The 22,190-nt window shown below is 65.4% G+C and carries 23 protein-coding genes; 12 read left to right on the plus strand and 11 right to left on the minus strand.

Annotated features, from left to right (window positions below; all coding sequences use genetic code 11):
- Nucleotides 1-15: 15 nt before the first annotated feature.
- A complete protein-coding gene (locus AABD04_RS06575) occupies nucleotides 16-1,290 on the minus strand; it encodes a magnesium transporter MgtE N-terminal domain-containing protein (RefSeq protein WP_243596854.1) in 1,275 nt (424 codons plus the stop codon).
- 74 nt (nucleotides 1,291-1,364) lie between these two features.
- Between AABD04_RS06575 and AABD04_RS06580 the strand changes: the two genes are divergently transcribed.
- The 6 genes from AABD04_RS06580 (at nucleotide 1,365) to AABD04_RS06605 (ending at nucleotide 7,337) form a co-directional block, all read left to right on the plus strand.
- On the plus strand, nucleotides 1,365-2,306 hold the full coding sequence (locus AABD04_RS06580; protein WP_341442975.1) for an HpcH/HpaI aldolase/citrate lyase family protein: 942 nt from the start codon (nucleotides 1,365-1,367) through the stop codon (nucleotides 2,304-2,306).
- A gap of 69 nt (nucleotides 2,307-2,375) precedes the next feature.
- Complete coding sequence (locus tag AABD04_RS06585; protein WP_008714301.1) at nucleotides 2,376-2,864, plus strand: YflT domain-containing protein; 489 nt, start codon at nucleotides 2,376-2,378, stop codon at nucleotides 2,862-2,864.
- Between the two features lie 195 nt (nucleotides 2,865-3,059).
- Entirely contained in the window at nucleotides 3,060-4,382 is a 1,323-nt protein-coding gene (locus AABD04_RS06590) for an ABC transporter substrate-binding protein (protein ID WP_341440588.1), read from the plus strand.
- Complete coding sequence (locus AABD04_RS06595; protein ID WP_243596855.1) at nucleotides 4,379-5,329, plus strand: carbohydrate ABC transporter permease; 951 nt, start codon at nucleotides 4,379-4,381, stop codon at nucleotides 5,327-5,329. Before AABD04_RS06590 ends, AABD04_RS06595 begins: the two co-directional genes overlap by 4 nt.
- Nucleotides 5,329-6,162 carry a carbohydrate ABC transporter permease gene (locus tag AABD04_RS06600; protein WP_341440589.1) on the plus strand — a complete coding sequence of 278 codons (834 nt, stop codon included), beginning with the start codon at nucleotides 5,329-5,331 and terminating at the stop codon, nucleotides 6,160-6,162. The genes AABD04_RS06595 and AABD04_RS06600 overlap by 1 nt, the downstream gene beginning before the upstream one ends.
- A gap of 5 nt (nucleotides 6,163-6,167) precedes the next feature.
- On the plus strand, nucleotides 6,168-7,337 hold the full coding sequence (locus AABD04_RS06605) for an ABC transporter ATP-binding protein (RefSeq protein WP_341440590.1): 1,170 nt from the start codon (nucleotides 6,168-6,170) through the stop codon (nucleotides 7,335-7,337).
- 37 nt (nucleotides 7,338-7,374) lie between these two features.
- Here AABD04_RS06605 and AABD04_RS06610 read toward each other — a convergent pair whose 3' ends face one another.
- The 3 genes from AABD04_RS06610 to AABD04_RS06620 all read right to left on the minus strand — a co-directional run bounded on the left by AABD04_RS06610 (nucleotide 7,375) and on the right by AABD04_RS06620 (nucleotide 10,507).
- Nucleotides 7,375-8,805 (minus strand): MFS transporter, encoded by a 1,431-nt coding sequence (locus AABD04_RS06610; RefSeq protein WP_341440591.1) that lies wholly within the window; start codon nucleotides 8,803-8,805, stop codon nucleotides 7,375-7,377.
- 132 nt (nucleotides 8,806-8,937) lie between these two features.
- A complete protein-coding gene (locus tag AABD04_RS06615) occupies nucleotides 8,938-9,801 on the minus strand; it encodes a chromosome partitioning protein ParB (protein WP_243596858.1) in 864 nt (287 codons plus the stop codon).
- Nucleotides 9,791-10,507: a metallophosphoesterase family protein gene (locus AABD04_RS06620; RefSeq protein WP_341440592.1), complete on the minus strand. Its 717-nt coding sequence runs from the start codon at nucleotides 10,505-10,507 to the stop codon at nucleotides 9,791-9,793. Before AABD04_RS06620 ends, AABD04_RS06615 begins: the two co-directional genes overlap by 11 nt.
- 70 nt (nucleotides 10,508-10,577) lie before the next feature.
- On the opposite strand from AABD04_RS06620, the gene AABD04_RS06625 reads away from it, so the two are divergent.
- The gene (locus tag AABD04_RS06625) at nucleotides 10,578-11,171 is read left to right on the plus strand and encodes a suppressor of fused domain protein (RefSeq protein WP_341440593.1); all 594 of its coding nucleotides are present in this window, start codon (nucleotides 10,578-10,580) and stop codon (nucleotides 11,169-11,171) included.
- Between the two features lie 7 nt (nucleotides 11,172-11,178).
- On the opposite strand, the gene AABD04_RS06630 is transcribed toward AABD04_RS06625, so the two are convergent.
- Nucleotides 11,179-12,162, minus strand: a complete 984-nt coding sequence (locus AABD04_RS06630) for an alpha/beta hydrolase family protein (protein ID WP_341440594.1) — start codon at nucleotides 12,160-12,162, stop codon at nucleotides 11,179-11,181.
- A 136-nt stretch (nucleotides 12,163-12,298) separates the two neighbouring features.
- Nucleotides 12,299-13,387, minus strand: a complete 1,089-nt coding sequence (locus AABD04_RS06635; RefSeq protein ID WP_341440595.1) for a magnesium and cobalt transport protein CorA — start codon at nucleotides 13,385-13,387, stop codon at nucleotides 12,299-12,301.
- Between the two features lie 57 nt (nucleotides 13,388-13,444).
- On the opposite strand from AABD04_RS06635, the gene AABD04_RS06640 reads away from it, so the two are divergent.
- From AABD04_RS06640 to AABD04_RS06655, 4 genes are all read left to right on the plus strand, one after another.
- Nucleotides 13,445-14,281, plus strand: coding sequence for a PHP domain-containing protein (locus AABD04_RS06640; protein ID WP_341440596.1), 837 nt, complete (start codon nucleotides 13,445-13,447; stop codon nucleotides 14,279-14,281).
- Nucleotides 14,278-14,892: a MarC family protein gene (locus AABD04_RS06645; RefSeq protein ID WP_341440597.1), complete on the plus strand. Its 615-nt coding sequence runs from the start codon at nucleotides 14,278-14,280 to the stop codon at nucleotides 14,890-14,892. Before AABD04_RS06640 ends, AABD04_RS06645 begins: the two co-directional genes overlap by 4 nt.
- Entirely contained in the window at nucleotides 14,889-15,176 is a 288-nt protein-coding gene (locus AABD04_RS06650) for a hypothetical protein (protein ID WP_341440598.1), read from the plus strand. Before AABD04_RS06645 ends, AABD04_RS06650 begins: the two co-directional genes overlap by 4 nt.
- Before the next feature lie 234 nt (nucleotides 15,177-15,410).
- Nucleotides 15,411-16,616, plus strand: a complete 1,206-nt coding sequence (locus AABD04_RS06655; RefSeq protein WP_341440599.1) for an NAD(P)-dependent malic enzyme — start codon at nucleotides 15,411-15,413, stop codon at nucleotides 16,614-16,616.
- Between the two features lie 80 nt (nucleotides 16,617-16,696).
- On the opposite strand, the gene AABD04_RS06660 is transcribed toward AABD04_RS06655, so the two are convergent.
- From AABD04_RS06660 to AABD04_RS06675, 4 genes are read right to left on the minus strand one after another with little or no spacing between them, the layout of a single operon-like run.
- Entirely contained in the window at nucleotides 16,697-17,389 is a 693-nt protein-coding gene (locus AABD04_RS06660; protein ID WP_243596867.1) for an ABC transporter permease, read from the minus strand.
- The gene (locus AABD04_RS06665) at nucleotides 17,386-18,051 is read right to left on the minus strand and encodes an ABC transporter permease (RefSeq protein WP_341440600.1); all 666 of its coding nucleotides are present in this window, start codon (nucleotides 18,049-18,051) and stop codon (nucleotides 17,386-17,388) included. The genes AABD04_RS06660 and AABD04_RS06665 overlap by 4 nt, the downstream gene beginning before the upstream one ends.
- A complete protein-coding gene (locus AABD04_RS06670) occupies nucleotides 18,048-19,199 on the minus strand; it encodes an ABC transporter ATP-binding protein (protein WP_341440601.1) in 1,152 nt (383 codons plus the stop codon). The genes AABD04_RS06665 and AABD04_RS06670 overlap by 4 nt, the downstream gene beginning before the upstream one ends.
- Entirely contained in the window at nucleotides 19,199-20,173 is a 975-nt protein-coding gene (locus AABD04_RS06675) for an ABC transporter substrate-binding protein (protein WP_341440602.1), read from the minus strand. The genes AABD04_RS06670 and AABD04_RS06675 overlap by 1 nt, the downstream gene beginning before the upstream one ends.
- Before the next feature lie 207 nt (nucleotides 20,174-20,380).
- Between AABD04_RS06675 and AABD04_RS06680 the strand changes: the two genes are divergently transcribed.
- Nucleotides 20,381-21,274, plus strand: a complete 894-nt coding sequence (locus AABD04_RS06680; protein ID WP_341440603.1) for a glycine betaine ABC transporter substrate-binding protein — start codon at nucleotides 20,381-20,383, stop codon at nucleotides 21,272-21,274.
- Here the strand turns inward: AABD04_RS06680 and AABD04_RS06685 are convergent.
- The gene (locus AABD04_RS06685) at nucleotides 21,230-22,186 is read right to left on the minus strand and encodes an alpha/beta hydrolase (RefSeq protein WP_341440604.1); all 957 of its coding nucleotides are present in this window, start codon (nucleotides 22,184-22,186) and stop codon (nucleotides 21,230-21,232) included. The two genes, AABD04_RS06680 and AABD04_RS06685, sit on opposite strands and share 45 nt — an antisense overlap.
- Nucleotides 22,187-22,190 lie beyond the last annotated feature (4 nt).

Here is a 22,190-nt window from a genome sequence, read left to right on the forward strand (position 1 = left end):
GGCGTGCTGTTTCTTTCACTGTCCGGCCACTTCCTGATCTCGCCAGTCCTCGGGCAGCAGGTGATCGAGGACGTCGTCCACGGTCACGGCCCCGACCAGGTGGTCCTCGTCGTCGACCACAGGGCCGCACACGAGGTTGTACGTCGCGAAGTACCGCGTCACGGCGGTGAGGCTGTCGTCGGGGGACAAGCGCGGTAGAGCGCTGTCCACGACTCCGCCGACCAGGCTCGCCGGGGGTTCTCGCAGCAGCTGTTGCAGATGGACGCAGCCGAGGTACGGCCCGGTGGGTGTTGCGGTCGGGGGCCGGACCACGAACACCAGCGACGCCAGCGCGGGTGTCAGGTCGGGGTTACGTACCCGGGCGAGCGCCTCGGCCACCGTGGTCGACGCGGTGAGGATGACGGGCTCGGGTGTCATCAGGCCACCGGCGGTGTCGGGGGAGTGTTCGAGCAGCCGACGGACAGGTGCGGAATCCTCCGGATCCATCAGGCGCAGAAGCGATTCCGCCTCGGTCTCGGGCAGCTCGCCCAGCAGATCGGCAGCGTCGTCGGGGTCCATGGCCTCGAGCACGTCGGCACCACGGTCGACGCCGAGGTAGTGCATCAACTCCACCTGATCGTCGTCGGGCAGTTCCTGGACGACGTCGGCGAGACGCTCGTCGTCGAGTGCCCGAGCGACTTCCATGCGGCGCTTGACGGGCAACTCGCGCATCGCGTTGGCCACGTCGGCCGCGCGCAGGTCCTCGAACTGCATGAGCAGCTGCGCCACACCCTGATCGGGCATCGACAGCTCGTTCTGCGTGAGCCCCTGCACATGCTGCCAGTCCACGACGTGGATCGCCCCGCGTCGCGCCAGCCGTTGGCGCTGTTTGCGTACGGCGACCCTGGCCACCACCCAATCCCGCGTTCGGGTGAGCTCGACCCCCAGGTCGACGACGATCGAATCGACGTCGTGCAGCTCGTCGAGCTCGGGGTCGTCGACGCGCACCTTGGAGTCGAGGATCTGCGCGAACACGAGAATCTCGTTCGCGCGCTGCGTGAATCGACGCAGACTGACGTTTCCGGTCGTGAGCTGGACCGAGTTGGGCTCGATACTGGTGACTCTGAGCATCGGTACGAAAATTCTTCGCCGAGTTGCCAATTCGACCACGAGGCCGAGGACTCGCGGTTGCGCTCTACCGACGCGCATCGAGATGACCACGTCGCGGACCCGGCCGATCGATTCGCCGTCGGGGCCCAGGACGCCCAGGCCGGCGAGCCTGGCCGCGAATACCTTGCTCAGTGCTGCCATGATGGCAAGGTTAGAGGCTTCGCAATACAGAGGGTGAATCAGACAGGGGTTGTGCTTTCGTGAGTGCTTCGGGCATGCGGCGGTCGGTACTGGCCGTTCCGGGCAGTTCGGACAAGATGATCGACAAGGCCAAGGGTCTCCCTGCCGACGCGATCTTTCTCGATCTCGAAGACGCCGTCGCACCGATTGCGAAGGTCGAGGCACGGGCGCGCATCGTCGACGCCCTGAACTCCGACGGCTGGGGCAATCAGCTCAAGGTCGTACGCGTCAACGACTGGACGACCCAGTGGACGTACGGCGACGTCATCGACGTCGTCTCCGGTGCCGGACGCACTCTCGACGCCATCCTGCTGCCCAAGGTCGAGTGCGCCGCGCACGTGCAGGCGCTGGACCTACTGCTCACTCAGATCGAGAAGGAGCACGGACTCGACGTCGGCGCCATCGGAATCGAACCGCAGATCGAGAGCGCGCGCAGTTTGCGCAACATCGACGAGATCGCGACCGCGAGCCCCCGGGTGCAAACCCTGGTGTTCGGCCCCGCGGATCTGATGGCCAGCGTGAACATGCGCACCCTCGTCGTCGGCGAGCAGCCGGTCGGGTACGACACCGGCGACGCCTATCACCACATTCTGATGACCATTCTGCTCGCCGCCCGGACGCACGGCTTGCAGGCGATCGACGGGCCCTACCTGCAGATTCGCGATCTCGACGCCTTCCGCCGGGCAGCGGGCCGCACGGCCGGTCTCGGTTTCGACGGCAAGTGGGTGCTGCACCCGACGCAGATCGAGGCGGCCAACGAGATCTTCGCGCCGCGTCAGGCCGATTACGACAAGGCCGAAATGATTCTCGACGCGTACGAGTTCCACACGTCCGCGGCAGGCGGTGGTCGCGGCGCGGTGATGCTCGACGACGAGATGATCGACGAGGCGAGTCGCAAGATGGCGCTCGTGGTCTCGGCGAAGGGGCGAGCGGCCGGGATGACGCGCACGACGGCCTTCGTCGCGCCCTCGTCCTGAACGAGCCGCCCGCGCTGTGAACCGGCACAACGGGTGTGCCGGGTGTCCGTTTCGGGGCACAATGGAGTCATGACCAATCCCCTCTCGCAGTCCGGCCGCCCGGGGCAGGGCCTGCCGACGCCGCCTTCCGGTTGGCCCATCGGCTCGTACCCCACCTACGCCGAGGCCCAGCGTGCCGTCGACTATCTGTCCGACGAAGAGTTCTCGGTACAGGACGTGACGATCGTCGGCGTCGATCTGATGCAGGTCGAACGCGTTCTCGGACGCCTCACGTGGCCCAAAGTGATTGGTGGAGGCATTGTTTCGGGCGCATGGCTCGGTGTGTTCCTCGGTCTGGTGCTCGGAATCTTCAGCGAGAACATCTTCGGAGCCCTGCTCATCGGCGTCGGCGGTGGCATCATCTTCGGTTTGATCTCGGCGTCCATTCCGTATGCGGCCACCAAGGGGCAGCGAGATTTCGCGTCGAGCATGCAGTTGGTCGCGGGCCGATACGACGTCCTCTGTGAGCCTCGAACCGCGGAAAAAGCACGCGACCTGCTCGCCAAGCTGTCGATCTGATCACACCTGGTGGACGACCAGGCAACCGACAGGTAACGGAATAGCCCCAAATCGCCCTCGATGCCAGTGAGTTCGGTTACGTTTCTTTCGTGCACGGCAGTCTCACTCAGTGTGCTGCGCGAGTAACTGAACGTACGGAGGCGGAAAGTGCCGAGACATCGTGGTCGTAGGCGTGGAAAAGCAACGAGGATAGGGGTGTTGGCGGCAGCGGCTCTGGTGACGAGTCCGTTGCTCGCAGCGTGTGGTTCGTCCGACAGTTCGGTTCCAGTTCTGAGTTTCTACACTGCCGCAGACGGCGCAGAGCAGTACGCCGCTGCGGCTCAGCTGTGTTCGGACGCCTCGAACGGTCGATACCGCGTGGAGCAGAGAACTCTGCCCAAGAGCGCGAACGATCAGCGGCTCCAACTCGCGCGGCGTCTCGCCGGAAACGACAAGACGCTGGATCTTATGACGCTCGACGTGGTGTGGACGGCCGAATTCGCCGAAGCCGGGTGGGCATTGCCCGTTCCCGAAGACCTCTCTGCGAAGCTACGCGACGGCTCCACTCTCGAAGGCCCCCTCGCCACGGCGGAATGGCAGGACCAGCTGTACGCGGTTCCGCTCAACTCCAACACGCAGTTGCTGTGGTACCGACCGGACGTGGTTCCGAACGGTGAACCGCCGCAGACCTGGGACCAGATGATCGACATCGCCGAGGCCAATGCGGCCGCGGGTAGGCCCGCGGAGATCGGCGTCCAGGCGAAGCAGTACGAGGGCTTCATGGTCTGGTTCAACACGCTGCTCGAGAGCGCGGGCGGGTCGGTCGTCGGAGAAGACGGAACGACGGTGACCCTGAACGACACTCCCGAGCATCGCGCCGCGACCGAGAAGGCCCTCGAGATCATCAAGAGGGTCGCCACGGCCGACGGCAGCGATCCGTCGGTCTCGCAGAGCGACGAGGGCACCGCGCGGCTCGGTATGGAAGCGGGACGGATGGCCTTCCAGGTCAACTACCCCTTCGTGTTGCCCGGCCTGAAGGAGAACGCCGCGGCCGGTGCGGTGTCGTTCCTCGATCTGTCCGGCGTACCTGCCGATCAGCAGGACGCGCGGATCGCGGAAGTGTTCCGTAGTGCTCCCTATCCTCAGGTCATTCCGGGTGAGCCCGCGAAGGTCACCATCGGCGGATTCAACATCGGTGTCGCGAAGACCACGCAGCACGAGGATCTGGCGTGGGACGCGGTGGAATGCCTCACCAACGAGGAGAACCAGCGCAACAACGCCGTCAACGGCGGTGTGCCGCCGGTGCTAGCACGCCTGTACGACGATCCGGAGTTCCAGGCCGTGTATCCCGCCTGGGAAGGGGTTCTCGGCTCCATCCAATCGGCTGCCGTCCGGCCCGTTTCGCCTGCGTACCAGAGCATCTCGATTCTGCTGACCGATGCGCTCAACCCGCCGCAGGACATCGACCCGGTGGCCGACGTGGACAAGCTCGCAGATCTGGTCACCAAGGCCGTCAATTCCGAAGGGTTGATTCCATGAGTGCTCCTACCGAGTCGCAGCCTCAGTCGCAGCCCGCCGACAAGCAGGCTGCCCTGAAGAACGTCTCCGACGGCAAGAAGGCCGAACGTCGGCTGGGGCTGCTGCTCATCGCACCCGCCGCCCTGCTGATGATCGCGGTGACCGGATATCCGATCATCTACGCGTTCTGGCTCAGCCTGCAGAAGTACAACCTCGCGTTTCCCGAGGATCGTGAATTCGTCGGTGTCTCCAACTACGTGACGGTGCTCTCCGACGGTTACTGGTGGACGGCCTTCAGCGTCACGGCCGGCATCACGATCATCTCGGTGATCATCGAGTTCATCCTCGGCCTCGCGGTGGCTCTGGTCATGCACCGCACCATCTTCGGCCGTGGACTTGTACGCACCGTGGTGCTCATTCCGTACGGCATCGTGACCGTCGCCGCCGCGTACAGCTGGTACTACGCGTGGACCCCCGGCACGGGCTACCTCGCCAATCTGCTGCCCGACGGCAGTGCCCCGCTCACCGAGCAGTTCCCGTCCCTGGCCATCGTCGTGCTCGCCGAGGTGTGGAAGACGACGCCGTTCATGGCGCTGCTGTTGCTGGCAGGGCTGGCGCTGGTGCCCGACGATCTGCTCAAGGCAGCCGAGGTCGACGGAGCAGGCGCGTGGACGAGGTTGATGCGCATCACGATCCCGTTGATGAAGCCGGCGATTCTCGTCGCGGTGCTCTTCCGCACCCTCGACGCGTTCCGCATCTTCGACAACATCTACGTCCTCACCCGAGGTAGCAACGAAACCGGGTCGGTCTCGATCCTCGGTTACAATAATCTGTTCGGTGCGTTCAACCTCGGCCTCGGGTCGGCGATCAGCATCCTGATCTTCTTCTGCGTCGCGATCATCGCGTTCGTGTTCATCAAGTTGTTCGGTGCCTCGGCACCGGGATCCGACGACGGAGGCCGCAAGTAATGACCACTGTTACGCCTCGCAAGAAGGTCGGTTGGACGGTCGTCAACGTCCTCGTCCTGCTCTACGCACTCGTCCCGCTGCTGTGGATCATCAGCCTCTCGTTCAAGTCGACGGCCACCATCGCCGACGGCAGGTTCATTCCGCAGTCGTTCACCCTCGACAACTACAAGGGCATCTTCGACACCAACCAGTTCACCTCGGCCCTGGTGAACTCCATCGGCATCGGTCTGATCACCACGGTGATCGCCGTGGTGATCGGCACGATGGCCGCGTATGCCGTTGCTCGCCTGGACTTTCCGGGTAAGAAGGCACTCGTCGGTGCGGCACTGCTGATCGCGATGTTCCCCCAGATCTCACTGGTGACACCGCTGTTCGACATCTCCCGCTCGCTGGGACTGTTCGACACCTGGCCGGGACTGATCATTCCGTACATCACCTTCGCGTTGCCGTTGGCGATCTACACCCTGTCCGCGTTCTTCCGCGAGATTCCGTGGGAGCTGGAGAAGGCAGCGAAGATGGACGGCGCGACGCCCGCACAGGCGTTCCGCAAGGTCATCGCTCCGCTGGCCGCACCCGGCATCGTCACCGCCGCGATCCTGGTATTCATCTTCGCCTGGAACGACCTGCTGCTCGCCATCTCGCTGACGGCGACGGAACGTTCGATCACCGTCCCGGCGGCCATCTCGCAGTTCACCGGTAGCTCTCAGTTCGAGGAGCCCACGGGATCGATCGCGGCGGCCGCCGTCGTCATCACGATCCCGATCATCATTTTTGTGCTCTTCTTCCAACGACGTATCGTGGCGGGCTTGACGTCCGGCGCAGTGAAGGGATAACCGTCATGGCCGAAATCGTTCTCGACAAAGTCACCAAGCTCTACCCCGACGGCGCAGCGGCGGTGAGTGACGTCGACATCACCATCGCCGACGGCGAGTTCATCATCCTCGTCGGGCCGTCCGGTTGCGGAAAGTCCACCACTCTCAACATGATTGCCGGGCTGGAGGACATCTCGTCCGGCGAGCTGCGCATCGCGGGGGAGCGCGTCAACGAGAAGGCCCCGAAGGATCGCGACATCGCGATGGTGTTCCAGTCCTACGCGCTGTACCCGCACATGACGGTGCGGCAGAACATCGCCTTCCCGCTGACGCTCGCCAAGCTCTCGAAGTCGGAGATCAACAGCAAGGTCGAAGAGGCAGCCAAGATCCTCGATCTGAGCCAGCATCTCGACCGCAAGCCGGCGAATCTCTCCGGTGGTCAGCGTCAGCGAGTTGCCATGGGCCGCGCCATCGTTCGTACACCCAAGGCGTTCCTGATGGACGAGCCACTGTCCAACCTCGACGCGAAGCTGCGCGTGCAGACTCGCGCCGAGATCTCGCGTCTGCAGAAGCGGCTCGGCACCACCACCGTGTACGTCACCCACGACCAGACCGAGGCCATGACCCTCGGCGATCGCGTCGTGGTGCTGCGCGGCGGGTTGGTGCAGCAGATCGGTTCCCCGCAGGAGCTCTACGACAAGCCGCGAAACCTGTTCGTGGGCGGCTTCATCGGATCGCCCTCGATGAACTTCGTTCCGGGACAGCTCAGCTCGAACGGCGTCTCGACCGCGTTGGGCGATATCGACATCCCGCTCGAGCGGATGGATGCGATCAAAGCCAAGAACCCGGGCCGCGAGGTGGTCGTCGGCATCCGCCCCGAGCACTTCGAGGACGCGGCCCTGATCGACGGCTATCAGAAGATGAGCGGTGCCACCTTCACCGCCACCGTCGATGTGCTCGAGTCGATGGGCAGCGACAAGTACGTCTACTTCACCCTGAAGGGTGCGCGCGTCGAATCCAGCGAACTGCAGGAACTCGCGGCCGATGCGGGCATCGCCGATCTCGGTGGCGCACAGGTGGTTGCGCGTCTGGCCGCCGAGTCCAAGGCCGCCGAGGGCGGTCAGGTGGAACTGTGGTTCGACCCGGCGAAGATCTCGGTGTTCGACCAGGCCTCGGGTGCCAACCTGACAATCTGAGCGGCTGCGCCGCATGTGAACGAAACTTCGTAGTGGACTACGAAGTTCCGTTCACATGCTCGCTGCCTGCACCGACCACGACCGACTCTTGAGCCGCCGGAGTGCTCTTGATGGCCATCGCCACGAACGCGACCACGAGGCAGGCCACCGCGCCGGCGGCGAAGGCTGCGGTGTAGACGCTCTCGCGGGCAACGACCGTCCCCTCGATGGTGAACATGGCGAGGACGGTGGTCAACGTGGCGCTCGCGATCGAGGTGCCGACTGTCCTGACGATCGAATTGACGCTGTTCGCCACGCCGGTGTCGGCGGCGCTGACTTCGGCCATCAGCAGGTTGGGCAGGGCCGCGAAGGCGAGGCTGACGAACATGTTGATGACGATGCCTGCGGTGATCAGCTGCCAGGTGTGATCGTGGGCCAGTGCCACGAAGGCGAACCCGATCAGCCCGATCATCGCTCCTGCGATCAGCACTCGGCGGGGCCCGAACGATCGGATGAGTCGACCGCTGATCACCGCGGCAACAACTCCCACCGCAGCACCGGGTAGCAGGTACACGACGCTCGCTTCGAGAACGTTGGCGGTGAAGCCGTAACCGGCGACGGCGCGTGGGGTCTGCACGAAGTACGAGCAGGCGAGAAAATTGACGAACATGCCGATGCCGACGAAGAGCGTGGCGACGTTGGTGGCCAACAGTGGACCGTGAGTGAGCATGCGGGGCGCGACGAGCGGTGCATCGATGCGCTTCTCGAAGATCCACCAGACCGTTCCCAACATTGCGCCTGCGACAGCACAGCCGATGGTGGCCACCGAACCCCAGCCCCACGTGCGGCCCTGGGTGAGGGCGAGGAACAGCAGCAGAAGAGTGCCGGCCAGGAGCACGGCACCCCACCAGTCGACGGATCCGCTGGCGTGTCGTGGTCGTACAGGCACGCCGAACCAGGCAATGGCGAGAGCGACGACGACGATGGCGACGGTGAGCCAGAACACGCGGTGGTAGTCGGCACCGTCGGCCGTGAGCAGCCCCGTCAGCACCAGTCCGAATCCGCCGCCCACGCCGAGCGTGCCGGACAGGATCGACATGGAGCCGACGAGTGCGCGGGGTGGCATTTCGTCGCGCAACACGGCCAGAGCGATGGGGAACAGGGCGTACGAGACGCCCTGCAGGATACGGCCGACCAGCAGCCAGACGAGTGAATCGGTCAACGCTGCCAACAGCGACCCGGCCAGCACGACGGTCAGGACGCCGACGAGAACGGGTCGTTTGCCGTGCAGGTCGGCGAGCCGGCCGATGACGGGGGTGGCGATGACCGCGGCTAGGAGATTTGCCGTCAGTACCCAGCCCGCTGCTGTGGTGCCGACGCCGAGCTGGGTACCGATGGTGCCCACGATGGGCACGACCATCGTCTGCAGGACGGCGAGAGTCATCACGATGAAGCAGAGTCCGGGCAGCAGCGTGCGGCGGGTGGACATGGAAGAGCTACCTCGTTACGTGTGAAAAACGAACCGAATCGAACACAAATGTTGAACGCATCTAAGTAATTATCGGCTACGGCTCGACCGTGGGGCTCGCGAGGGCGTAGTCCTACGGCCGGTTCGACGGGGTCATTGGCCCCGGTTGGGCTTCCCCAACGCTTTCTGCCGGAGTTCGCTGACGATTTCGTCGTTCCAGACGTGTTCGCGTACCAGGCGGTAACGCTCCCGGCTCATCCACAGGTACGCCTCCGCGTCGGTGCGATCCTCGAGGATTTCGGCCGCGCGCACCATGCGCACCACCGGCAGGTACTCCTCACCGAACCAACGCCGCGCGACGGTACCGCGGTCGACGAATTCGCCGACCTCCTGCATCAACCGGAATCCCCACGCCTCCACCGATTCGCTCAGCTGGGCGTAGTCGAAGGGGTCGGTGACCTGTACGGCCTCGCGGGCCCGGCCCACCAACGGCACTCGACTGAGGAAGATGCGCCGGTGATCCTTGATCAGCAGGTCGCCGCGTCGAGTGATGCCCTCGGGTGAGATGCGCGTGATGATCTCGGTGACGACGGCGTCGATCGACGTCCGATGCATCGCGAAGGCGATGGAGACTCGGTGATGACCGTCGACGACGAAGTGCATCCCACCGATGCGGTAGACCTGGATCGGCGGCATCGCTTCGCCTCGGCGCTGAGCGGCCGCGAGTCGCTGCCAGCGTTCGCGGATACGCGCTGACGTCGGCCGGAAGAATCGATCGAAATCGCGCGTGCGATCGACACTTCCGACGATGGTGTCGACGCGGATGACCTGCAGGCCCAGGTGACGCTCGCCCACCTTGCCGAGGGCGGCGACCACCTCGTCGAACGGCAGAATGGTGTTGACGTCGTCGGGTTGACGCCGAAGCCACCCGACCAGACGGGCGACGTCCGCGCGTCGGCGCTGGCGGGTGAAGTCGTTCTCCGCATCCGCGGCCGGAAAGCCGGTGTCACGTGCCATGTCTGCGCCTCACGATCTTCGGTGCCTCGAAATCCGTTCTGTCGCCGCCCGGTTCGATCTCGAGAAGGGTGTATCCGACGGTGTTGATCACCGCGGCGTCGTGCAGGGTCAGATCGTCCGGGGTATGACCGTGCGGATGAATATGACCGTGCAACAACAACTGTGGGGAGAGCCGACGCGTCACCTCGTTCAGGCAGTCGAAACCGATGTGCGCGGGGTCGGTATCGTCGCCGACCCCGAGCGGTGGACTGTGGGTCAGCAGAATGTCGACGGGCCGAAGATCCTTGCGCACGGTGCGATGCCACGCGAACGTTCGGGTCAGGGTGCGTGAGCGCCGACGCTGCTGCCGTTGGGTCCACTGGTTTGGGCCACCGTTGTAGCGGATGGACCCGCCGAGACCGGCGATCCGCAGACCGGCCGCGGAGACGATGCGACGGTCGACGTTGACGGCACCGACCGGTCCGGGCCAGGTGGCGGGCAGCCCGGCGCGCATCCACCCCGCGCGCCCGGCCGAGTATCCGGTGAGGTCCGCGTCGTGGTTGCCCGGGACGAAGACGCACGGCGCGTTCAACGCGTCGGTGAGGTACTCCAGATAGTCGAAGGGGAGGTCGCCCGCGCCGAGGATCAGGTCCACTCCGAGCGACTTCACCTGCGGACTCCACAGTGATTCGATCGTTTCGTCGGCAACTGCGAGAACGGAGACCACGGGTACGACGGTACCCACCTCCGGTGCGGGGGTACCTCCGAACGGACTTCTCGGGCATCGGTGGTGTTGGATGGGTCAGGTGAGCGACAGTGTCATTGCAGCGGTACGCGCACATCTGGTGACCGAGATCGGCGACGAGAACCCGTCGTCGGCGTCGGTGACGTTCCTCGGCCTCGAGTCGCTGGACGTCCTGAGATTCGGCGCGGACTCCGACGTGGTCCGGTACGTCAGTCTCGGCTGTTCTCGGCACCCCATGGCCGACCCCAACGAACTCGTTGCCGATCCCTCGCGGGGCCCCCGTGCAGAACTGGTGTTGACTCTCCGCGGTGGGGCAGGCGTGGCGTCGGGCGTGCACAAGTCCTTGGCCGTGCTCGCCGCCTCACCCGCGGTGGAGGGCGTCGTGCTCGTCGAGGATGCCCTGCTCGATCTGGGTGAGCCGCTGTGGACCAACGCGCCGTTCACTGCCGTGCTGCTCGGTGACAGTGATATCGCGGATCTGACGCTGCCCGAGCCCTACGATCCGGTTCGCTTTCTGGCTGCCGTGCCTCTCACAGGCACCGAGGCGGCCTGGGTGCGGTTGCGCGGAGCGGACGCGCTGCGCGAGGCCTGGACGGAAGCGGGAATCGACGTGCGCGATCCCAACCGATCCGCAGCCAGTCTCTGATCCGGCCCTATTGCGCGTAGGACGCCGTCTCGGGTTCGGCGTCCACCGAGTCGTTCTCGAAATGCTGGGGAACGCCGAGGCCGTAGGCGAATCCGGAGATCGACGATTCCAGCGTGTAGCGCAGCTGGGGCATCGTCGTGGTGAAGCACAGGTTCTTCGAAACGCGTTGCCGCACAGCGGGTCCGTCGTGGTCGAGTGCGTCGAGCACGATTCTGTACGCGACGTTGTCACCGAGAATGCCGAAGTGTTCGACCGGTCGTAGTGGGCAGATGTCCTGCACGGCGATGTTCGACGCTCCGGCAAGGGTGCTCGCGCGCGGTTGCGGATAGATCAATTCGTCGAATTGCGTGTAGATCGAGGTGTAGCTGGGGCCTGGGGGAAGGGGGCGGGCCGCCAGCGCGGTGAGGAACTTCGATCCGGTGGCGATCTGCCAGTTCGCCGGCGGGCACTCCTGCGCGTCGTCACATCCCGACCGTGCCGAGTCGGTGCCGTTGTACGGGGTGGCGAGCGAGATGAAATCCGACACCAGGGCAGGCAGGTCCGGCCAGAACGTCAACGCCCACAGCTCGTCCAGCGGTCCGTGTTGGTGACCCATCATGACCACCTGGCGACCGCTGTCGGCGGCCATCGTCCGAACCGCATGCACGACGTATTGGGCGGCGATCTGCAGGTCGCCGTACCCCTCGTCGGGAAAGGAGAGGCTGCACACCGGTATCCCCGCGGCGGGCAGTGATCGAAGATAGTTCCAGCCGAAGGATTGCTGATCGGTGGCGAAGGCCGGGGTGAGGAGGACCGGATCGCGGGTGGCGTCGCGCAGATCGATCGAACACGTCAGCGCGTCGTCGAGTAGTGCGAGATCGACCGTCAGTTCCGGTCCGGCGGCGGGATCGGGTGCAACCGAGTCCCCGGTTCCGGCGTGGGCCACTGTGACGGGTGCACAGGTGTAGACGACGGCGAGGGCCGAGGCCACGAGCAGGGTGCGGATTCTCATCGAGTCCTTCGTGATCGACTGCAGGGGCGATATGCAGTCTCATCCGGTCCGGACGCGCAGGTTCGTTACCCGAGGACGTGTGGACGAACTCCAACTCCTACCGGTTTCGGTAGGAGTTCGTCCCTGGTGCGAGGTTCTACAGCCAGTCGTTCTTGTGGAACGTGCGCCACAATCCGAGACACACGCACAGGACGATTGCAACCATCAGGTGGTAGCCGTACGTCCAGTGCAGTTCGGGCATGTTGTCGAAGTTCATCCCGTAGATGCCCGCGACCATCGTCGGCACAGCGGCGATCGCCACCCACGCCGAGATCTTGCGCATGTCCAGGTTCTGCTGCATGGTCACACGCGCCAGCGCGGCGTCGACGAGCGAGCTGAGCACCTCGTCGTACTCGGAGATGCGCTCGGCCACCGTCGTGTGATGGTCCTGTACGTCGCGCAGATAGCGCCGCACGGCTTTGGGGACGCTCGGCTCCTGCACCAGCCGCGCCAGCGGCGTCGACAGCGGTGTCACCGACCGGCGAAGCTCCACCACCTCCCGCTTGAGGAGATAGATGTTCTCGATGGGCACGTGGTGGTGCGGCGAGAACACCTCCTCCTCCATCCCGTCGACGTCTCGCTCGATCGATTCGGTCACCGCGAGATACTCGTCGACCACGTGGTCTGCCACCGCGTGCAGCACCGCCGACGGTCCGAGCGCGAGTTGTTCGGAGTTCGCTTCGAGACGCTGACGCACGCCGGCCAAGCCCGAATGCTCACCGTGCCGGACGGTGATGACGAAGTCACGGCCGACCATCACCATGATCTCGCCGCTCTCGACGATCTCGTTGGCGGTCGTCACCGACTCGTGCTCGACATACTTCACCGTGCGCAGCACCAGGAACGCGACGTCGTCGTAGCGCTCGAGTTTGGGCCTCTGGTGGGCGTGCACGGTGTCCTCGACCATCAGCTCGTGCAGCCCGTAGCACTGGGCGATCGCACTCATCTGGTGGTCGTCGGGCGCGTGCAGACCGACCCACACGAATCCCTCGCCGCGGGCTCGCACCTCTGCGATGGCCGAGGTGTGGGTGAATCTGCCGGGCAGCCGGGTGCCGTTGACATAGACCGCGCAGTCGACGATCGCGCGGGCCGTGGGCACCGGAATTCGCGGTGTCGGCTCGTGATCTGCCTTGGCGGTACGTCGATGCAGTGAGGGCAGCGACGGGCGAGGTGGAATGGACGGCATGGCGGGCAATCGTACGCCAGCAAAACGACGAGAGAGTGGGCCTGAAACACTGTCCAGGTGCTCATCGATCTCCATACCCACTCGACGGCGTCCGACGGCACCGACAGCCCGGCCGAGCTGGTCCGCGCCGCAGCCGAAGCGGGACTGTCGGTGGTGGCTCTGACCGACCACGACACCACCGCGGGCTGGGCCGAGGCTGCCTCTGCGCTGCCGTCCGGACTCACGCTCGTGCGCGGTATGGAACTCTCCTGCAGTGGGCGAGGCGAGGACGGCGAGCCGGTTCCGGTGCACCTGCTCGCGTACCTGTTCGACCCGGCGAACGAGGCATTCGCCGGGGAGCGCGCTCGTCTACGGAGCGAGCGGGTGACGAGGTTGCGTGCCATTGCCGAGAAGATGGCGGCGGACGGTTTGCCCATCGACCCCGACGCGGTGCTGGCCTCGGCCGGGGAGGCGGCCGGGCGACCGCACCTGGGCCGTGCGCTGATCGACGCCGGGTACGTTCCGAACATGGACGCTGCGTTCGCCGGTCCGCTGGCGACCAGCGGCAAGTACTACGTCGAGAAGGTCGACACCCCCCTCGAGGTCGCGGTGGACATGATCGCCGCGGCAGGCGGTGTCAGTGTGCTCGCGCACGCCAGAGCTCGTGCCCGCGGCCGCATCCTCGACCTCGATCACATTCGCGAACTGGCAGCTCGCGGTCTCGGCGGAGTGGAAGTGCACCACATGGATCACTCGCCGGAGGACACCGCGGTGATGGCCGATCTCGCCGAGGAGCTGGATCTGATCGTCACCGGATCCTCGGACTACCACGGAACCAACAAGACGGTGAAGCTGGGCGAATACACCACCGCCCCGGAGCACTACGACCGACTGGTTGCGGCGGCCCGCCCATGACATTCGACGTGACGCTCTACCTCACGGTGCTGATCACCCTCTTCGTCATCATGGACCCCCCGGGCGCGATCCCGGTGTTCCTGTCGCTGGTGGGCCGCAAGAGCAAGGAAGCGCGCAACAAGGCCGCGTGGCAGGCACCGACTGTGTCGCTGACCGTCATCTCGGTGTTCGCGATCGGAGGCCAGGCAATCCTGAGCTATCTGCACATCGGTATTCCGGCACTGCAGGGTGCGGGCGGGTTGCTGTTGCTGCTGATCGCCCTGTCGCTGCTGACCGGAAAGGGCGCGGGCGGAGACACCGCCGCGGAGGACGTCAACGTCGCACTCGTGCCGCTCGGGACTCCGCTGATGGCCGGCCCCGGTGCCATCGCCGCCGTGATCGTCTACGTCAGCCAGGCCGGCGGTGACGCGGGATCGTTGCTGGCAATTGCCTTGGGCATCATCACCATTCACGTTCTGTTCTTCCTCGTACTGCGATTCTCCACGGTACTCATCCGGCTACTCGGAGAGGGCGGTATCTCCCTGTTGGCCCGCATCGCGGGACTGTTGCTCGCTGCCATCGCGGTGCAGTTGATCGCGGACTCGGTTCGCGGATTCGTGGCCGGCGGATGACCGGGGCAGGGGCCGGGTTGCGATTCCTGCGCGGGCTCAGCGGCATCGTCACCGCGGGACTCGTGGTGCTGGCCATCGCCGTCGCCGTCACGCAGTATCTCGGCCACACTCGCGGTTTTCCGGGGCCGGGTGGTCTCTCGGTCGCCGCGCATATCGTCGCCGCGGTCGTTGCCGTGATTGCCCAGCGCATCACCGATCACCGTCGTGGATTTGCCGCGTTCTTCGGGGCGATGGTCGTGTTCGTCGCTACCGGCCTCGTGCTGTGGACGCAATGGTGGCAGTGAGAACCCGTTCCTGACTCTGTGGTCAGGTAGGGCGACGATGTGGCACACTGGGGCACCGACAGGGCTACAGCCCATCGCTGATCGTGCAGGCGTACCCGCCTCACATGCGAGACACGCTCTCGGCAGTTTGCAGCCAGCACTGGCGCACTCCGAGCGCCCTCATCCCCATCATCATCACTTCGTTGACATGCGTCGCCTTGCTGGTCGAGGTCGACAGTGCGAGGAGCTTTCACCGTGACGGCAGTCGAAGACAGCACAGCAACACCCACCACACCGGCCCTTCCCGCCGGGATCACCGACGAGGAGATCTTTGCCGGGCACCTAGGCGGCAAGCTGTCGGTCGAGTTGGCGGCACCGCTCGAGACCCAGCGCGATCTGTCCATTGCGTACACGCCCGGAGTCGCCCAGGTCAGCCGCGCCATCGCTGCCGATCCCGCGTTGGCCAAGCGATACACCTGGACCGATCGCCTCGTCGCCGTCATCTCCGACGGCTCCGCAGTGCTCGGCTTGGGCGACATCGGTCCCCGCGCGTCGCTGCCGGTGATGGAAGGCAAGGCCGCGCTGTTCAAGAAGTTCGCCGGTCTCGACTCCATCCCGATCGTGCTCGACACCAACGACGTCGACGAGATCGTCGAGACCATCGTGCGCCTGCGGCACAGCTTCGGTGCCGTCAACCTCGAAGACATCTCGGCACCGCGTTGTTTCGAGATCGAGAAGCGTGTCATCGAGGCTCTCGACTGCCCCGTCATGCACGACGATCAACACGGCACCGCGATCGTGGTCCTCGCCGCGCTCAACGGGGCCGCGAAGGTTCAGGGCCGCAGTACCTCCGAACTGAAGGTCGTCATCTCCGGAGCCGGGGCAGCGGGCGTCGCGTGCGCGAACATGCTCCTCCTGGCCGGCATCCGGGACGTGGTGGTGCTGGACTCGAGGGGGATCGTCTCCTCCGACCGCCACGACCTCACCAGCGTCAAGACCGATCTCGCGGCACGCACCAACCCCCGTGCGCTGTCCGGCGGAGCGGCCGACGCCCTGGCCGGGGCCGATGTGTTCCTCGGTCTGTCCGCGGGCAAGGTCGACGAGAGCTACATCGCATCGATGGCCCCGGACTCCATCGTGTTCGCGTTGTCCAACCCGGATCCGGAGATCCACCCCGAGGTGGCGCGGAAGTACGCCGCGATCGTCGCGACCGGACGCAGCGACTTCCCGAACCAGATCAACAATGTTCTCGCCTTCCCCGGTGTGTTCAAGGGCGCGCTCGACGCGGGTGCCCGCCGCATCACCGAAGGCATGAAGCTCGCCGCTGCCGAGGCAATCCTCTCGGTTCTCGGCGACGAGTTGGCTGCGGACAAGATCGTGCCCAGTCCACTCGATCCTCGTGTCGCCCCGGCCGTTGCGGACGCAGTTGCGGCAGCAGCGCGAGCCGAGGGCGTCGCGTAGGAAAACGGAAAGAAAACACCGGCGAACCCGGCCCCCACCCGGGCCTGTGGTTCGCCGGTGTCTTTTCGTCGTCGGACGAGTCAGACCTTCGCGAGTCCGGTCGGCATCCGCCGCAGACGACCGGTTCCCGGAACGGACGACCAGACAGCAAGGGCGAGAAGGCCGTCGACGATCAAGGTCAGCAGCGCCACCAGGATCGCGCCGACCAGAACGCGGCCGTAGTCGTAGAGCGCAAGCCCGTCGAAGATGTAGCGGCCGAGCCCACCGAGGTTGACGTAGGCCGCGATGGTCGCGGTGGCGATGATCTGCAGGGTGGTGTTGCGCAACCCGCCGAGGATCAGAGGCAGCGCGTTGGGGATCTCGACCCGAAACAGCACTTGGGTTTCGGTCATCCCCATCGCACGTGCGGCGTCGACGACGTTCGCGTCGACGTTGGCGATGCCGGAGTACGTGCCGGCCAACAGCGGAGGAATGCCCAGCAGCACCAAGGCGATGATCGGGGGGACGAGACCCAATCCGATCACCAGAACCAGAAACACGAGAATGCCGAGGGTCGGCAGCGACCGCAGCGCGTTGACGAGTCCGACGATGACGGCTTCGCCGCGGCGCAGGTGACCGATCAGCAGACCGGCGGGAACCGCGACGGCCGCGGAGAGCAGCACTGCCAGCAGGCTGTACCACATGTGCTCGATCAGTCGTGCGCCGATTCCCGTGGGACCGGCCCAGTTTCCGCCGTCGAGGATGTACGAGAACGCCTCGGAGAAGAGATTCATGCGCGTGCCTTCTTCTTCGATGAGCCCGTGCTCAGCCGCGTCCACGGAGTCAGTCGACGGCCCAGCAGGTACAGGGCTGCGTCGAACACCAACGCCAGGAACACGATCGAGATGATGCCGGCGAAAATCTGGTCGGGATAATCGCGCTGGTAGCCCTGGGTGAAGAGCTGCCCGAGACCGCCGATGCCGATTACCGAGCCCACCGAGACCAGCGAAATGTTGGTGACCGCCACGACTCTGATGTTCGCGATCAACACCGGAAGTGCCAGTGGCAGTTCGACGGCCACCGCTCGTCGCAACGACGAGTAGCCCATCGCCTGGGCGGAGTCGACCACCGCGAACGGTACCGAATCGAGTGCCTCGGGCACCGCCCGCACCAACAGGGCAGTCGAGTACACCGTCAGAGCGATGACGACGTTCAACGGATCGAGTACCGGTAGACCGACCACTGCAGGGATGGTGACGAACAGCGCGAGCGACGGAAGGGTGAACGCGATACTGGCCACTGTCAACGTGATTCGGCGAACCCAGCGAGTGTTGCGAATGACGGTGCCCACCGGGATGGCGATGACCAGCCCGACGAACAACGGGACGAGCGAGAGATACAGGTGTGTCTTCGTGTAGCCGAGTACGACATCGAAATTGTCGAACAGCCAGGTCACTGTTCGGCGTCCCCGGTAGCGAGAAAGTGGTGCCGGTTGCGCTCGGAGTCCTCGGCCTTGCGTTGTTCTGCAAGGTTTTCGAGGATTTCGGCACCGTCGACGCTACCGACGGCCGCGCCGGATGCATCGACCGCAACACCGATTCCCGACGGCGAGGAGATGGCCGAGTCCAGTGCCTGCCGCAGGTCGCCGCCCTCGAGGAACAGAGATCCTCCCGCCGCCGTGCTCTCGTCGATGCTTCGGCCGTCGCGCACCTTCTCGACACCGGTCGCGTCGATCCACCCGAGCGGGCGACGCTGCTCGTCGACCACCAGGACCCACTGCCCCTGATCGAGGCGTAGACCGTGGATCTCGTCCTGCGTCGCCGTGTGGATCGGGTGCATCGTCACCGACTGTGCCGAGCGAAACGACAGGCCTCGGTAGCCGCGATCTCGACCGACGAACGACGCCACGAACGACGTTGCCGGGGCAGCGAGTACGGTCTCCGGCTTGTCGTACTGCTGCAGTCGGCCCTGCGGACCGAAGACGGCGATGTTGTCGCCGAGCCGAACGGCCTCGTCGATGTCGTGGGTGACGAACACGATGGTCTTCTGCAGGTCCGCCTGTAATCGCAGCACCTCGGTCTGCAGTTCCTCACGAACCACCGGGTCCACCGCACTGAAGGGCTCGTCCATCAACAGGATCGGCGGGTCGGCGGCGAGTGCGCGGGCAACGCCCACCCTTTGTTGCTGCCCACCGGACAGCTGCGCCGGGTATCGCGAGGCGAATGCCGGATCGAGCCCGACGCGCTCGAGGACGTCGAGCGCGGCCTTGCGTGCGGCACGTCGGGACTCGCCGTTGAGCACCGGCACCGTCGCGACGTTGTCGACGACGGTGCGGTGGGGCAGCAGGCCGGCACTCTGGATGACGTACCCGATGCCGCGCCGCAACTTCACCGCGTCGGTGTCCGCGATATTGCGACCGTCGACCGTGATCACGCCCGAGGTCGGCGCGATCATGCGATTGATCATCCGCATGGAAGTGGTCTTGCCACACCCGGACGGCCCCACGAACACGGTGAACGAGTGTGGCTCGATCACCAGGTCCAGGGAGTCGACCGCGGTGGTGCCGTCCGGATACGTCTTGTTGATCTGTTCGAAGGTGATCATCAGCTGACCGGCTGGTCCAGACCCTTGTCCGCGACCCAATCCGCTGCTGCTGCCGCGGGTTCTACCTTCTCGTCACCGGACACTCGCGTGTTCAGCGCAATCAGCTCCTCGGTGGTGATCTGCGCCGACACGGCGTCGAGCACCTGGGTGAGCTTGTCCGACTGCTTGGACGTGCGCAGCACCGGAATGATGTTCTGCGCGGCGAAGTTGTTCTCCGGGTCCTCGAGGACGACGAGATCGTTCTGTGCGATCGAGGGCGCGGTGGTGAAGATGTCCGCTGCGACGACCTGCCCGGAGACCAGCGCCTCGACCGTGGCCGGGCCGCCGCCGTCGGAGATCGGGATGTAGTTGCCGGGCGCGATGTCCAGGCCGTACTTCTCGCGCAGACCGGGCAGACCGCCGGTGCGCTCCTGGAATTCCGGGGTACCGGCGAAGGTCACCTCGGACGAGAACGGAGCGAGGTCGCCGATGGTGGTGAGGTTGCGCTCGGTGGCGGTCTCACGAGTGACGACGACGGCATCCTTGTCCTCGCCGGGAGCCTGCGCCGTCACGGTGAGTTCGTCACCCAGTGCGTCGGGCAATGCGGCCAGAACGTCCTCGGAGGACGTGGCGGTGGCGGATTCGTCCAAGTACTGCAGCAGGTTTCCGGTGTAGTCCGGGATCAGATCGATCGACCCGTCGCGTAACGCAGGGATGTACGCCTCGCGGCTGCCGATATTGAGCTTGGTGCTCACGTCGAAGCCGTTGGCGCGCAGCGCCTCGGCGTAGATGTTCGCCACGGTCTCGGACTCGGGGAAGTTTGCCGAGCCGATGATGATGGAGTTCGTGTCGCTGTTGCTCTCGCCGCCACCGCTGGACAGTGGGTCCGAATTTCCGCCGCAAGCGGTCAGTGCGGTGACCGAGAGAGCGAGTGCGGCAACGGCAGCCACTGCCCTCGGAGCGGAGAACGCGCGCGTGATTCGGGAGGTGGTCATGATGTCCTTCCATCGGTTCGGGCACAGTCCTACCCATCTCCTTCGACCCCACTCGCGCTGCGGGGGTATCGAAGGAACCAGGACTCGGGCTGCTCGGGATGGTAGTCGAATTCGGCGTGCCCATAAGGTTGGTTCGACTACCGTCTCGTTCGCACTAGTGCCCCGCGGCCGAGATCGGTAAACCACCCGGGCAGTGAACAGGAGAAAATGACAGTGCGTTCGTCGGTTCTGGTAGCCGCCCTGACGATGTCGATCGCCGGGCTCCTCGGCGGTTGCAGTGCGGGCGCGTCGACCGACCCGGCTTCCAGGCCCATAGTCGTCGGAGCGGGCAGCACCGACCTCTCGCAGCTGCTCGCCCAGATCTACGCCGGGGGACTGCGGTCGACGGGAACGGACGTCGAGGTGAAGGAAGACCTGGGAGATCGGGCCGACTACCTCGCAGCGCTGGACCGCGGTGAGGTGACGATGGTTCCCGACCTGACCGGGGACCTGCTCCGCACCTTCGACGCCACATCATCGGCAACCGAGGCCGAGGACGTGTACACCGAACTGAACCGATCACTGCCCGCCGGGTTGTCGGTGGGGGACTACGCGACGGCAGAGGATCGACTTGCCATCGCGGTGGCGTCGGGTAATGCGGTGGACGACGGAACGACGGTGGCCGAATTTCTGCGTCGTAGCGATGTGACGGTAGGGACGGTCGAGGGGGAGGTACATCCGATGGACGTCAGGACAGAGGGTGTGGGCAGCCCGAGCTTCACCGGGGCCGGCTTCTCGGAGTTCATGGTGTATCCGGACGCACAGTTCGCGGTCGACGAGCTGAATTCCGGGGCGGTGGACGCACTTGCTATTCGCACCGCGTCGTTCGGCCCGCTGGCGAAGGACCTGACAACGCTGCCCGACGACGACAGCGTCTACCCAGCGCAGAACGTGGTGCCGCTCTATTCCAACGGGGTGCTCGAGGAGAGTGCGCTCGAGTCGTTCTCGGTGGTGGCGGGGGAGCTGACGACAGCGGACCTCGCCGACATGATCGGCGAGGTCCGCAGTGGTGTTCCGTCAGGCGAGGTCGCCGGTCGCTGGCTCGGTGAGCGCAACCTGTGACGCTCCGACCGTTGGGGTGGCTCTGACCTTCCGGCCGAGGTACGAGCCCATGTGCTGGACGGCCTGAGCCGCCTCACGCAGGATCGATGCCTGTAGATGGGCCACGTGCCAGAGCTTCTTGTATTCCACGTGCTCGAGTTCCACGCCCGACAGTCGCAGCTTGTCCGCGAACGCGGTGATCTGCGCGTACAGCACCTCGTCGGTGCCGACGTGCATGACGATCGGCGGCAGGCCGTCCAGGTTTCCCAGCAGTGGGGCGAAGCCCTGGTCCAGTGGATCGCCTGCACCCAGATAGGCATCGGCCGAGCTGTACGACCAGCCGGTGTTGACCACGAGATCGCGGTCCTTGACGGCGTCGCGTGCACCGGGATCGACCCAGGGCGAGATCAGCCCGAGGGCCGCCGGGCTGGTCCCGTCGTCCACCAGCCGCCGGGCGGTGGCGACGGTCAGACCGCCACCGGCCGAATCGCCGGCGATGGCGATGCGCTCGGCTGTGAATCCGTGTGATCGGACAAGCTCGCGGAACGCCGCCACGGCGTCGTCCAGACCTGCCGGGTACGGGTTCTCCGGGGCCAACCGGTAGTCGAGCACGTAGACCGCGCTGGCCGATTCCCGCGCCAGATGCGCGGCGAGCGATCGGTGCGTGTTGATCGAACCGATCGTGTATGCGCCACCGTGCAGGTAGAGGATTGCCGTGTCGCGTTCGGTCGCACCGACGGTGACACGCTCGGCTTTGCGTCCCGCGAGCGTCAACTTCTGCGAGACCGTTCCGTGCGGAAGTGTCTGCGCCGGAGCCGCGGCCTCGAGAAGTGCCCGCTGCGCCCGGAAAGACAGGCGCGGATTGAGCGCAAGGCGGTAGAACGGCTTCAGTGCCGCCGCGACGATCGGCAGGGGGACGTAGAAAGACTTCACGGGC

Origin of the sequence: Rhodococcoides navarretei (assembly GCF_038069675.1) — a bacterium.
Lineage (GTDB): Bacteria > Actinomycetota > Actinomycetes > Mycobacteriales > Mycobacteriaceae > Rhodococcoides > Rhodococcoides navarretei.